Origin of the sequence: Citrobacter sp. RHBSTW-00029, assembly GCF_014104295.1 — a bacterium.
Taxonomy (GTDB): Bacteria; Pseudomonadota; Gammaproteobacteria; order Enterobacterales; family Enterobacteriaceae; genus Citrobacter; species Citrobacter youngae.
The window spans coordinates 4367131-4380406 of the sequence record NZ_JABXRT010000001.1; the positions used below are offsets into that span (position 1 = coordinate 4367131).

Sequence of the window (13276 nt, forward strand, 5' to 3'; positions counted from 1 at the left end):
CGCTTATCAGGCCTGTGAGCCGCTCTGCAGGCCGGATAAGGCGAAACCGTCATCCGACACAATTCCCCTACAGCAACACCTCACTGTTCATGTCACGGTACTCTTTTGGCGTCGTGTCGTATTCTTTCTTGAAAACGGAATAGAAATACTGCAACGACGGGTAGCCGCACATTTGTGAAATTTCGTTTATCGCGAGCGTCGTGGAGATCAACAGGCTACGCGCTTTTTCCAGTTTTTCGGCATGAATCACGGCGTGGATGGTTTCCCCGACCTCATCTTTAAAGCGCTTCTCGAGATTCGAACGTGAAATCCCTACTGCATCCAGCACTTGCTCGACTTTGATGCCTTTACAGGCATGGTTGCGGATAAAGTGCATTGCCTGAATGACAGCGGGATCGGTCAGTGAGCGATAGTCGGTTGAACGACGATTCACGACGCGTACCGGAGGCACCAGAATACGTTGCAGCGGCAGTTCTTCATTCGCCAGTAAGCGGTGCAGAAGTTTTGCTGCCTGATAGCCCATTTGTCGCGCGCCCTGAGCAACGGATGACAGTGCGACGCGGGACAGGTAACGGGTGAGTTCTTCGTTATCGATCCCAATAACACACAGTTTTTCCGGCACCGGGATATGCAAATGCTCGCAGGCCTGCAGAACATGCCGCGCACGCGCGTCGGTCACGGCGATAATACCGGTTTGCGGGGGTAAAGTTTGCAGCCAGTCCGCCAGTCGATTTTGGGCGTGTTGCCAGTTTTCTGGTGCGGTTTCCAGCCCCTGATAGACAACACCACGGTACTTCTCTTTGGCGACCAACTGGCAAAAGGCATATTCACGCTCGGCAGCCCAGCGCTTGCCGCTGGAAGAGGGCAGACCATAAAATGCGAATCGGTTGACCCCTTTTTCTTTCAGATGCAAAAAAGCGCTTTCCACCAGTGCATGGTTATCGGTCGCAATGTAATGGACGGGGGGATAATCGCTTTCAAGATGGTAGGAACCCCCAACGCCGATGATCGGAACATCGACATCGGCAAGTAATTGCGCAATGTCATCATCGTCATAATCAGCAATAACACCGTCGCCTAACCAGTCTTTGATATTATCAATACGGGCACGGAAATCTTCCTCAATGAATATATCCCACTCGGATTGCGATGCCTGTAAATATTCACCTACGCCCTCTACCACCTGACGGTCATAGGCTTTATTAGCATTAAATAATAGGGTGATGCGGTGTCGTTTATCAAACATAAGAGCCTGTCCTGAAAGGTTAACGTGGCCTGTCAATACTACCAAAACCGCAGGTGCGACTACTTGATGAAGCGTGACAAATTTCTTATTTGCGTAACGCTACGCAAAATTCACACACCCCGACCAGGAAGACAATTGTCATTTCTTATCTGTGTATTACGGTTTTTTGTTTATTGATGAAGAGCCGATCACGATCGCTTTTTTAATTGCTTATTCAGTGTGCATTTTTGGGAGCCAGCGCACATTTGGGTATTCTCTTAATGGCGGTGTGAAATAACGTAATTGAGCAATAAATCAGGAAATTCCAGTATGACTGTATCGCAGTTTACTTGCCGTATTACCTGATTATGGAGCTTATTATGCAGGCTTATTTTGACCAACTCGATCGCGTTCGTTTTGAAGGTACAAAATCCACTAATCCACTCGCATTTCGCCATTACAACCCTGATGAAATCGTGCTGGGCAAGCGCATGGAAGAGCATCTGCGCTTTGCCGCCTGCTACTGGCACACTTTCTGCTGGAACGGCGCGGATATGTTCGGTATGGGGGCATTCGACCGTCCGTGGCAACAGCCGGGTGAAGCATTGGCGCTGGCAAAACGTAAAGCGGATGTGGCATTTGAGTTTTTCCATAAGCTGAATGTGCCTTACTACTGCTTCCATGATGTTGACGTCTCGCCTGAAGGCGCGTCACTGAAAGAGTATAAAAATAACTTTGCCCAGATGGTGGATGTGCTGGCGGCAAAACAGGAACAGAGCGGCGTGAAACTGCTGTGGGGTACGGCAAACTGCTTTACTAACCCACGTTATGGCGCAGGTGCGGCGACTAACCCGGATCCGGAAGTCTTCAGCTGGGCGGCTACGCAGGTCGTGACTGCCATGGATGCCACACATAAGTTAGGTGGCGAAAACTACGTCCTGTGGGGCGGCCGTGAAGGTTATGAAACGCTGCTTAATACCGACCTGCGTCAGGAACGTGAGCAGATTGGCCGCTTTATGCAACTGGTGGTCGAGCATAAACACAAAACAGGTTTTCAGGGCACCTTACTGATCGAACCGAAGCCGCAGGAACCCACTAAACATCAGTATGACTACGATGCCGCGACTGTTTACGGATTCCTGAAGCAGTTCGGTCTGGAAAAAGAGATCAAACTGAATATTGAAGCAAACCATGCCACGCTGGCAGGCCATTCGTTCCACCACGAAATCGCTACGGCGATTGCTCTGGGGCTATTTGGTTCCGTCGATGCGAACCGTGGCGACGCGCAACTGGGCTGGGACACTGACCAGTTCCCGAACAGCGTAGAAGAGAATGCGCTGGTCATGTACGAAATCCTGAAAGCGGGCGGTTTTACCACTGGAGGCCTGAACTTTGATGCCAAAGTCCGTCGTCAGAGTACTGATAAATACGATCTGTTCTATGGTCATATTGGTGCGATGGATACCATGGCGCTGTCGCTGAAAATTGCGGCCCGTATGATTGAAGACGGTGGCCTGGATCAGCGCGTGGCAAAACGTTATGCCGGTTGGAATGGTGAGCTGGGCCAGCAAATTCTGAAAGGTCAGATGACGCTGACGGAAATTGCGCAGTACGCTGAACAACATAACCTGGCACCGGTGCACCAGAGCGGTCATCAGGAATTGCTGGAAAATCTGGTAAACCATTATTTGTTCGACAAATAACGGACTGCTGAGTACGTCCGTAAGCCCGGATAGCGATTTGCTACCGGGCCTTTCTTTAAGGAACGATACCCTATGTATATCGGGATAGATCTTGGTACATCAGGCGTAAAGGCCATTCTGCTCAACGAGCAGGGCGATGTGGTGGCCTCGCACACGGAGAAACTGACCGTCTCGCGCCCGCATCCGTTATGGTCGGAGCAGGATCCTGAACAGTGGTGGCTGGCGACGGATCGGGCTGTGAAAACGTTGGGCCAGCAGCATTCGCTTCGCGAGGTGAAAGCGCTGGGGATTGCCGGACAGATGCACGGTGCGACGCTACTGGATGAGCAACAGAAGGTTCTGCGTCCGGCAATCCTGTGGAACGATGGTCGCTGTGCTGAAGAGTGCGTCATGCTTGAGGAGCGGGTTCCGCAATCGCGTGCCATCACCGGCAACCTGATGATGCCTGGCTTTACCGCCCCTAAATTGCTGTGGGTGCAGCGCCACGAACCGGACATTTTCAGCCGGGTTGATAAAGTTCTGCTGCCGAAAGATTACCTGCGTCTGCGTATGACCGGAGAGTTTGCCAGCGATATGTCGGATGCCGCAGGTACGATGTGGCTGGATGTCGCGAAACGTGACTGGAGTGACGTCATGTTGTCTGCGTGTCAACTGACTCGCGCACATATGCCGACCTTGTACGAGGGCAGTGCGATTACTGGAACGCTGTTGCCTTGTGTCGCGCAATCCTGGGGCATGTCAGAGATTCCCGTAGTGGCGGGTGGCGGTGATAACGCGGCGGGGGCGGTTGGCGTCGGCATGATGAATGCCGGTCAGGCTATGCTCTCGCTGGGGACTTCCGGGGTCTATTTTGCGGTCAGCGACGGTTTTCTCAGCAAACCGGAAAGCGCAGTCCATAGCTTTTGCCATGCTCTACCTGAACGGTGGCACCTGATGTCCGTGATGCTAAGTGCGGCATCCTGCCTGGACTGGGCGGCAAAACTAACCGGGATGGCAAGTGTACCTGCGCTGATTGATGCCGCACAGCAGGCAAATGAGCAGGCTGAACCGGTCTGGTTTTTACCCTATCTCTCAGGTGAACGTACGCCGCACAACAACCCGCAAGCGAAGGGTGTCTTTTTTGGTCTGACGCATCAGCATGGTCCGGCAGAACTGGCGCGAGCGGTACTGGAAGGTGTGGGATTTGCCTTAGCCGATGGTATGGATGTGGTACATGCCTGTGGCGTGCAGCCCGCCAGCATTACACTGATTGGCGGTGGGGCGCGCAGTGAATACTGGCGGCAGATGTTGTCGGATATCAGCGGACTGCAGCTGGATTACCGTACCGGGGGCGATGTCGGTCCTGCCCTGGGCGCAGCCCGGCTGGCGCAAATTGCGATGAATCCACAACAACCACTCACTGACTTACTGCCTCAACTGGTGCTGGAGCAGGCGCATTACCCTGATGCAGAGCAACATGCTCGGTATCAACAACGTCGGGAAACCTTCCGTCGTATCTATCAGCAATTGCTGCCCTTAATGTCCTGATCGTGTTCCCCTCTGATGCGCAGAGGGGATTTTCCTCATGTATGTTTTCATTGAATCAATAATTTATGTGCATGAATGTAATCTGAAATCTCAGTGAGATAGCGTTTTTCTGTATTGTCTTGAGTGGGTTATTCATATTGTATCCGTGGTAGAGGATAAGGAGATCCGAATGAAGACGACAAGGCTGTTGCCATGGATATTTTTCCTCTCTGGCGCACTGATTTACGTTATTGGCTTATGGCAGGCATGCCCGTTATTGAGCGGAAAAGGGTATTTTTTCGGCGTGCTGATGACGGGAATGTTTGTGGCGTACGTTTATCAGTGGGCTGAAAATCTCAATCAGAACGACGAACGCTTCACCTCTGTGTGTCAGATGGTGGCACTCATCACAGTCGGGCTGCTGTTGGTGGGGGTGTGGAATGCCCCGTTAACCCCCCTCGAAAAGGGACTGTACCCGGTGGCATTCTTTGTGTGTTTATTTGGGCAAATGTTGCTGCTGCGCCCGCGAGAAGGGTAAAGACCACTGAATATTAACTGACCAATCTGCGCGTATCGATTCGCTGTAATAGCGTGGAAAGCAGCAGACTTCCTGCCAGCGTGGCGCTAAAAATCCATAGCATATCCAGCGGTGGCCAGCGCTTTAGTTCAAGACCGTTGGTGCGTAGCGCATGAATGATCAGCGCATGGAAGCCATAAATGCCCAATGAGTGGCGGGAAATCAGGCCCAGTACGGGAATAGTGTGTGCGTAGAGAGTATTTTTGACCAGCGTCAGCAGCGAGACCGCGCAAATGAACACCGCAGGGCCGCAGTAAAGGTACCAGGTGTCGGCGAAATTTCCTCGCCAGCGAAGCTCATGTAACGTTCCGCGAGAGATAACAAACACGGCGGTGATGCACAGCACTGCACTGATCCAGGTGAGCGCGCGTTTTTGCGTGTTCATCATGCCAATCGCCCGGCCCAGCATGCCGTACAGGATGTAATAGACCGTATCGCCGCTGATGTACAGGTTGATGGGCAGCCACTCAACGCCCCCAATTTTTTGCGATACGGTGTTGGGATTGGCAAGGATGCCAAGCACCACCATCAGCGCCAACAGCATTTTCCCGCCGACATTTTTCACCTGAATCAACGGCGATACCAGGTAGATGACGGCAATAGCGAAGAAAAACCACAGGTGATAGAACACCGGTTTTTGCAGCAAATTTTTCAACGACAACCCGGCGTTGATCGAAGTAAACAGTGAGATGTAGGCCAGCGCGACGGTACTGTAAAACAGAATGCAGAGCGCAATACGGAGAAAATGTCGTGGCTGGGCGCTGCGTTCGCCAAAGAACAGATAGCCTGAAATCATGAAAAATAGCGGTACGCTAACGCGTGAAGCAGAATTAAGCACATTGGCAAGATCCCAGGTTAACGGGCTGACGCTTTGCGCATTGGTGATGTACCAGGTGGTGGTATGGATCATGACGACCATTAAACAGGCAATCCCGCGCACGTTATCAATCCAGAAAATTTTGGGCTGCATCAGTTCCTCTGTTTCCATTTAAAAAAAGTCTGACTGGCATTTCGTGGGCGTATCTCACTGGAATAATCTGAGTTTTTACGCTAAAGCTTGTGATGGTCCAATGAGATTCTCAAAATAGAACCCGTTTCCAGACAGTAATAATAATAAGGCTGACCCGCAAATCAGGGGGTAATAAAATGATGATGAAGTATTTCTTTCCCGCAATGATTACTCTCCTGCTGGCAGGCTGCGCAGATCCACAACCGCCAGCTCCGGCGCAGAAGGCGCAAAAGGCCAAAGTGAGTCCTTCGCGTTCGCTGGACATGGAAGCATTGTGCAAAAATGAAGCGGCGGAGCGCTATAACACCGGTACGCAGAAAATTGATGTTACCGGCTTCGAACAGTTCCAGGGCAGCTATGAGATGCAGGGTTCTACCTTCCGTAAAGAGAGTTTTGTCTGCTCATTTGACGCAGACGGGCAGTTTTTACACCTTTCCATGCGCTAAGTTTCTCCTTTTTCCCGTTTCGTACTGTATATCTTGCAGCCAGCGGGTATACTGACCGCTTCCTTTAAATCCACACGTATCCAGCACGAAATAATATGCAAAAGTTTGATACCAGGACCTTCCAGGGCTTGATCCTGACCTTACAGGATTACTGGGCTCGCCAGGGCTGTACCATCGTTCAACCATTGGACATGGAAGTCGGCGCGGGCACTTCTCACCCAATGACCTGCCTGCGCGCGCTGGGGCCGGAGCCGATGGCGACTGCTTATGTGCAGCCTTCTCGCCGTCCGACCGACGGTCGCTATGGCGAAAACCCGAACCGCTTACAGCACTACTATCAGTTCCAGGTCGTCATTAAACCGTCCCCGGACAATATTCAGGAACTGTATCTCGGTTCGCTGAAAGAGCTGGGTATGGATCCGACCATTCACGATATTCGTTTCGTGGAAGATAACTGGGAAAACCCAACGCTGGGTGCCTGGGGTCTGGGTTGGGAAGTGTGGCTGAACGGCATGGAAGTGACGCAGTTCACCTACTTCCAACAAGTGGGTGGTCTGGAATGTAAGCCTGTGACCGGTGAAATCACTTACGGTCTGGAACGTCTGGCGATGTACATTCAGGGCGTAGACAGCGTTTACGACCTGGTCTGGAGCGACGGCCCGCTGGGTAAAACCACCTACGGTGACGTATTCCATCAGAACGAAGTTGAGCAATCGACTTACAACTTTGAATACGCCGATGTGGACTTCCTGTTCACCTGCTTCGAGCAGTACGAGAAAGAAGCCCAGCAGTTGCTGGCGCTGGAAAACCCGCTGCCGCTGCCTGCTTACGAACGTATTCTGAAAGCCGCCCATAGCTTCAACCTGCTGGATGCGCGTAAAGCCATCTCCGTCACCGAGCGCCAGCGCTATATTCTGCGCATTCGCACCCTGACCAAAGCAGTGGCAGAAGCTTACTACGCTTCCCGTGAAGCCCTTGGCTTCCCGATGTGCAACAAAGACAAATAAGAGGCGGCCATGTCTGAGAAAACTTTTCTGGTGGAAATTGGCACTGAAGAGCTGCCACCAAAAGCACTACGCAGCCTGGCTGAGTCCTTTGCTGCGAACTTCACTGCGGAGCTGGACAACGCTGGCCTCGCACACGGCAACGTAGAGTGGTTTGCCGCCCCACGTCGTCTGGCGCTGAAAGTGGCCGCCCTTGCTGAATCTCAACCGGACCGTGAAGTTGAAAAACGCGGCCCGGCAATTGCTCAGGCGTTTGACGCGGAAGGCAAACCGAGCAAAGCGGCAGAAGGTTGGGCGCGCGGTTGCGGCATCACCGTCGATCAGGCTGAACGTCTGACCACTGACAAAGGTGAATGGCTGCTGTACCGGGCACATGTGAAAGGTGAAAGCGCAGAAACGCTGCTGCCAAACATGATTGCCACTTCGCTTGCTAAGCTGCCGATCCCGAAACTGATGCGCTGGGGCGCGTCTGACGTCCACTTCGTGCGTCCGGTTCACACCGTCACGCTGCTGCTGGGCGACAAAGTCATCCCGGCAACAATTCTGGGTATTCAGTCCGATCGCGTGATTCGCGGCCACCGCTTTATGGGCGAGCCGGAATTCACCATCGACAATGCCGACCAGTATCCTGAAATCCTGCGCCAGCGCGGTAAAGTCATTGCTGATTACGCCGAGCGTAAGGCAAAAATCAAGGCTGATGCCGAAGAAGCGGCACGTAAGATTGGCGGCAACGCTGACCTGAGCGAAAGCCTGCTGGAAGAAGTGGCTTCTCTGGTTGAATGGCCGGTGGTACTGACCGCGAAATTCGAAGAAAAATTCCTCGCGGTGCCGTCTGAAGCGCTGGTTCACACCATGAAAGGTGACCAGAAGTACTTCCCGGTATACGCGAACGACGGCAAACTGCTGCCAAACTTTATCTTCGTCGCCAACATCGAATCGAAAGATCCGATTCAGATTATTTCTGGTAACGAGAAAGTCGTGCGTCCGCGTCTGGCTGATGCCGAATTCTTCTTCAATACCGACCGCAAAAAGCGTCTGGAAGATCATCTGCCGCGTCTGCAAACCGTGCTGTTCCAACAGCAACTGGGTACGCTGCGTGACAAGACCGATCGTATTCAGGCGCTGGCGGGCTGGATTGCCGAACAGATTGGCGCTGACGTTAACCACGCTACCCGCGCGGGCCTGCTGTCCAAGTGTGACCTGATGACCAACATGGTCTTCGAGTTCACCGACACTCAGGGCGTGATGGGCATGCACTACGCGCGCCATGATGGCGAAGCGGAAGATGTGGCCGTGGCGTTGAACGAGCAGTATCAGCCGCGCTTTGCCGGTGATGACCTGCCGTCCAACCCGGTTGCCTGTGCCGTAGCCATTGCCGACAAGATGGACACCCTGGCGGGTATCTTCGGTATTGGTCAGCATCCGAAAGGCGACAAAGACCCGTTTGCGCTGCGTCGTGCTGCGCTGGGCGTGCTGCGTATCATCGTTGAGAAGAACCTGAACCTGGATCTGCAAACGCTGACCGAAGAAGCGGCTCGTCTGTATGGCGACAAGTTGACCAACGCCAACGTAGTCGATGATGTCATCGACTTTATGCTGGGTCGCTTCCGCGCCTGGTATCAGGACGAAGGTTACACCGTCGATACCATTCAGGCCGTACTGGCGCGTCGTCCGACTCGTCCGGCTGATTTCGACGCACGTATGAAGGCGGTTTCGCACTTCCGTACGCTGGAAGCGGCGTCCGCGCTGGCTGCTGCCAACAAGCGTGTATCGAATATTCTGGCGAAGTCTGAAGAAACGCTGAATGACCGCGTAAATGCGGCTACGCTGAAAGAACCGGAAGAAATTGCACTGGCGATGCAGGTTGTGGTGCTGCGCGATAAGCTGGAGCCTGTCTTTGCTGCTGGTCGTTACCAGGAAGCGCTGGTTGAGTTAGCTGAGCTGCGCGAACCGGTTGACGCGTTCTTTGAGAAAGTGATGGTGAACGTAGAGGATAAAGACCTGCGTATTAACCGTCTGTCTATGCTCGAAAAACTGCGCGAGCTGTTCCTGCGCGTGGCGGATATTTCGCTGTTGCAGTAACGGTCCTGAGCTGACTTAGAAAATGCCGGATGGCGGCTCCGCCTTATCCGGCATTTTTTTATGCTGTTAACGCAGCTGCAATTCGGTCAGACAGGTCTGGCTGTCATTCATCGTCTTAATGGCATGAGTGGCTTTTTTGCCGTTGTAGCTGACTTCAATCGTGCCTTCCATATTGCGCGGCAACCATACGCCGATAAAACCATTGCGATAGCTTGTCATCTCTTTTTGCACTACAACGTCCCCCTTGCTATCCGTCACTTTGACATCAAAGGTCTTCTCGGGCATTTCTCCCTTGCAGCCAGAAAGGCTGTGGTTGAAACAGGGATGGGTTTGCCATTCATACGGGGCAAAGGAGAGATAGAACTTGTCACCGAGCGGCAGCGTATAAACCTGCTCACCGGAAGAGAGCTTCAGCTCAGTACTGGTGATGGCGGCGGAATAAGGCAGCGGTCGGCTCTGAGGAGACTGGTCAATGGCGTCGACGATTTGCTCGACGGATTTCCCGCTGAGCCCGTGTTCCGCCAAAAAGGTGGCTTCAGGGGTTGCGGCGAACGCGCTACCGGTGGTGAGTAAACCTAAAACCAGCAGCAATGAGGATTTCGACATAGCTTCAATTCCTTGTGAACGTTGTGGAATACAGACTGGCTCACTATAAAGCTTGCCCTTAGGGAAAGGTCAAAGGGGCGGCGGGTAAAGTAATGCAAAGACGCGTGTGGGCGAGGTGTTTTTCGAAGTACAGATAAAAAAAATCCCCGCCGTTGGGCAGGGATTCAGAATTTTGAGCTTTTTAAGCTTACAGGCTGGTTACGTTGCCAGCTGCCGGGCCTTTAGCGCCGCTTTCGATGGTGAAGGAAACTTTCTGACCTTCGTCCAGAGATTTGTAGCCATCGTTCTGGATAGCAGAGAAGTGTACGAACACGTCTTTAGAGCCATCGTCAGGAGTGATGAAGCCGAAGCCTTTGTCAGCGTTGAACCATTTTACGATACCAGTCATTTTACCGGACATAGTGTATTACCTTTTAAAAAATAAGTGTGCCTTTCGGCGATATGGCGTGCTTTACAGATTTTTTAACAGTAAAGGAAATGCTCACTACGAGGGTATCAACGATAACTCTTGAAGGGACTTGCCTTACTAACTGCTGTAATGGTCTGTACGTCAAACCGTTGAGGGCATTAACTCATTTTACGCAGGTGGATGCAACTACTATTTTCTTTTTTGCGGATATTGGCAGTGGAGGAACGGCCCTTCTGCAGGACCGCTCTTATGTCAAACTTGAAAATAACTTAATCCATCAACTGCTTACTTAATCGTGGGTCTGCCTGAATCAGGCGCATCAACTTCAATTCGGTACTGGATGGCTTCACTCGTTTAGACTCCCATTCATGAACCATCGCGACCGTTACGCCCATCACCCGGGCGAAATCATCTGTTTTTAAACCTGTCCCTCGTCGTAGTTGTTCAAATTCAGCGAAAGGGTTGGTTTTTTGCGTCTGGGTAACCGTCTGCGATACATCTTTAAAAACAATCTGCTCCAGACTGCTTAGCAGTTCAAACATAGGATCTTTGTATTCCATTGAGAACTCCTATAAATCACACAGCGGGATCGTGAATTTCATCGAAGCTCATTAAGCGTAGTCGGAAAAAATGAAGGCGAATTTAAGGTATGCGTTGTGGATTCGTTTCAGCGAATCGCGGGTGACAACCTTTAGTTGGCTAACGAACTGATAAAGGTCGGGATCTCCGATCGAACCATTCCAATTGTAAAGATGACTAAAATAGAGTGCCGCTATGTGAAGGGAGCATTGTTGAGCAAAACACAGGGCGGCGGAAACCGTTATTTTCCCCCACAAGATTACGCGGAAAGGGTATCTTGCGGGGCTGACCTGGACTATCCTTGTCAACGTCAGGCACGCGGGTGTCGTTGTGCGCATTTTTGGGTGAAAGGAGTATTAAAATGGCGACAGGTAAGTCCTGCTCTCGCTGGTTTGCGCCTGTTTTGGCGCTCTTAATGGTAGTTGGCCTGAGTGGGTGTTTTGATAAAGAAGGCGATCAACGCAAAGCGTTTATCGATTTTCTGCAGAATACTGCAATGCGTAGCGGAGAGCGTTTACCGACGCTGACTGCCGATCAGAAAAAACAGTTTGGCCCGTTTGTGTCCGATTACGCGATTCTTTATGGCTATTCACAGCAGGTTAATCAGGCAATGGACTCCGGTCTGCGCCCGGTTGTTGATAGCGTAAATGCAATCCGTGTTCCTCAGGATTATATGACTCAGCGTGAACCGCTGCGTCAGGCAAATGGCGCGCTGGGTGTGTTAGGACAACAGTTGCAGAATGCGAAGCTACAGGCAGATGCTGCCCATGGCGCGCTGAAGCAGGGTGATGACCTGAAACCTGTCTTTGATCAGGTTTACAGCAAAGTTGTGACCGCACCGGCAGAGGCGTTACAGCCGCTGATCCCAGCCGCGCAAGTTTTCACGCAGCAGTTGGTGCAGGTAGGCGATTTTATCGCGCAGCAGGATACGCAGGTGAGCTTTGTCGCCAACGGCATCCAGTTCCCAACCTCACAACAGGCCAGTCAGTACAATACGCTGATTGGTCCGCTGGCGGCGCAGCATCAGGCATTTAATCAGGCATGGACTGCTGCGGTGAATGCCGCGCAGTAATCGTCGTACGGTAAGACACATTAAAGGCCGGGTGAGCATCAATGCTACCCGGCCTTTTGTGTTATTTGGCCACTTGCGGATTCACGCAGTTCTTCTCAACTTTCCCCTGCAGTGCGTCAATTAAGTTATCCACAGCACAAGCCGCCATGTTATAGCGCGTTTCATGCGTGGCTGAACCAATATGCGGTACCGCCACCACATTCGGCAACGACAGCAGCGGTGAGTCTGACGGCAACGGCTCTTGTTCAAACACATCCAGGCCCGCGGCATGAATCTCCCCGCTTTGCAGTGCGGCGATCAGTGCGTTTTCATCCACCACCGGGCCACGCCCAGCGTTAATGAAAATGGCAGAAGACTTCATTTTGGCAAACTGTTCGGTACTGAACAGATGGTGGGTTTCGTCCGTTAACGGCAGAATCAGGCAAACAAAATCCGCTTCCTGCAGCAGCGTATCCAGGTCGCAGTAGCGCGCGTTGAAACGTTCTTCCGCTTCCTGATGGTGACGACGCGCGTTGTAGAGAATCGGCATGCTAAAGCCGAAATGCGCGCGTTGCGCCAGCGCCAGCCCAATGCGTCCCATGCCGACAATGCCCAGCGTCTTGTGGTGAACATCGGTACCAAACCAGTCGGCTCCGATGCTTTTTGTCCATTCGCCTGCCTTCACGCGCTCGGCGACTTCCACCACGCGGCGAGCGGTGCTTAACACCAGCGCCATTACCGTGTCTGCCACGGTTTCTGTCAGCACCGTTGGCGTGTGCATCAGCAGCACCTTACGTGCGTTAAGGGCATCGACATCGAAGTTGTCATAGCCTACGGAAATGGTGGAGGTCGCGCGCAGTTTCGGCATTTTCTCCAGCAGGGCGGTATTGACGGCTTCACTGGAGCCCAGCAGGCCTTCCGCGCTGGCAAAGGCTTCGGCGTGCTGTGCTACGGTTTCTGAACGCAGGTTAGGCACCTGAGTGACAGTAAAATGCTCTTCCAGGCGATGCAGTAAATCGTCAGGTAACGCTTTATAGAGAATAATGGACGGCTTCATGCGAATCTCCGTAAGTTAAAAT

At 52.3% G+C, this 13276-nt stretch carries 13 protein-coding genes; 7 read left to right on the plus strand and 6 right to left on the minus strand.

Annotated features, from left to right (window positions below; translation table 11 throughout):
• Positions 1-67 precede the first annotated feature (67 nt).
• Complete coding sequence (xylR, locus tag HV041_RS21105) at positions 68-1246, minus strand: D-xylose utilization transcriptional activator XylR (RefSeq protein ID WP_048213671.1); 1179 nt, start codon at positions 1244-1246, stop codon at positions 68-70.
• A gap of 359 nt (positions 1247-1605) precedes the next feature.
• Between xylR and xylA the strand changes: the two genes are divergently transcribed.
• From xylA to yiaB, 3 genes are all read left to right on the plus strand, one after another.
• Positions 1606-2928: a xylose isomerase gene (gene xylA / locus HV041_RS21110; protein WP_048213670.1), complete on the plus strand. Its 1323-nt coding sequence runs from the start codon at positions 1606-1608 to the stop codon at positions 2926-2928.
• 72 nt (positions 2929-3000) lie between these two features.
• Positions 3001-4455 carry a xylulokinase gene (gene xylB / locus HV041_RS21115; protein ID WP_121585193.1) on the plus strand — a complete coding sequence of 485 codons (1455 nt, stop codon included), beginning with the start codon at positions 3001-3003 and terminating at the stop codon, positions 4453-4455.
• Positions 4456-4624: 169 nt separating this feature from the next.
• Positions 4625-4972 (plus strand): inner membrane protein YiaB, encoded by a 348-nt coding sequence (yiaB, locus tag HV041_RS21120; RefSeq protein ID WP_121585192.1) that lies wholly within the window; start codon positions 4625-4627, stop codon positions 4970-4972.
• Positions 4973-4985: 13 nt separating this feature from the next.
• On the opposite strand, the gene HV041_RS21125 is transcribed toward yiaB, so the two are convergent.
• The gene (locus HV041_RS21125; RefSeq protein WP_121585512.1) at positions 4986-5981 is read right to left on the minus strand and encodes an acyltransferase; all 996 of its coding nucleotides are present in this window, start codon (positions 5979-5981) and stop codon (positions 4986-4988) included.
• A gap of 176 nt (positions 5982-6157) precedes the next feature.
• Between HV041_RS21125 and HV041_RS21130 the strand changes: the two genes are divergently transcribed.
• From HV041_RS21130 to glyS, 3 genes are all read left to right on the plus strand, one after another.
• Complete coding sequence (locus HV041_RS21130) at positions 6158-6466, plus strand: YsaB family lipoprotein (RefSeq protein WP_121585191.1); 309 nt, start codon at positions 6158-6160, stop codon at positions 6464-6466.
• Between the two features lie 95 nt (positions 6467-6561).
• Positions 6562-7473 carry a glycine--tRNA ligase subunit alpha gene (gene glyQ / locus HV041_RS21135; protein ID WP_001168551.1) on the plus strand — a complete coding sequence of 304 codons (912 nt, stop codon included), beginning with the start codon at positions 6562-6564 and terminating at the stop codon, positions 7471-7473.
• Between the two features lie 9 nt (positions 7474-7482).
• Positions 7483-9552 carry a glycine--tRNA ligase subunit beta gene (gene glyS, locus HV041_RS21140; RefSeq protein ID WP_121585190.1) on the plus strand — a complete coding sequence of 690 codons (2070 nt, stop codon included), beginning with the start codon at positions 7483-7485 and terminating at the stop codon, positions 9550-9552.
• 66 nt (positions 9553-9618) lie between these two features.
• Here glyS and cueP read toward each other — a convergent pair whose 3' ends face one another.
• The 3 genes from cueP to HV041_RS21155 form a co-directional block, all read right to left on the minus strand.
• Positions 9619-10158, minus strand: coding sequence for a copper-binding periplasmic metallochaperone CueP (gene cueP, locus HV041_RS21145; RefSeq protein WP_121585189.1), 540 nt, complete (start codon positions 10156-10158; stop codon positions 9619-9621).
• A gap of 187 nt (positions 10159-10345) precedes the next feature.
• Positions 10346-10558 (minus strand): RNA chaperone/antiterminator CspA, encoded by a 213-nt coding sequence (gene cspA, locus HV041_RS21150; protein ID WP_000014594.1) that lies wholly within the window; start codon positions 10556-10558, stop codon positions 10346-10348.
• Positions 10559-10836: 278 nt separating this feature from the next.
• Positions 10837-11127, minus strand: a complete 291-nt coding sequence (locus HV041_RS21155; protein WP_048213664.1) for an HTH-type transcriptional regulator — start codon at positions 11125-11127, stop codon at positions 10837-10839.
• Between the two features lie 380 nt (positions 11128-11507).
• Between HV041_RS21155 and HV041_RS21160 the strand changes: the two genes are divergently transcribed.
• Positions 11508-12218, plus strand: a complete 711-nt coding sequence (locus HV041_RS21160) for a DUF3053 domain-containing protein (RefSeq protein WP_048213663.1) — start codon at positions 11508-11510, stop codon at positions 12216-12218.
• A gap of 61 nt (positions 12219-12279) precedes the next feature.
• Here the strand turns inward: HV041_RS21160 and ghrB are convergent, their stop codons facing one another.
• Positions 12280-13254 carry a glyoxylate/hydroxypyruvate reductase GhrB gene (gene ghrB, locus HV041_RS21165; RefSeq protein WP_048213662.1) on the minus strand — a complete coding sequence of 325 codons (975 nt, stop codon included), beginning with the start codon at positions 13252-13254 and terminating at the stop codon, positions 12280-12282.
• Between the last annotated feature and the right edge of the window lie 22 nt (positions 13255-13276).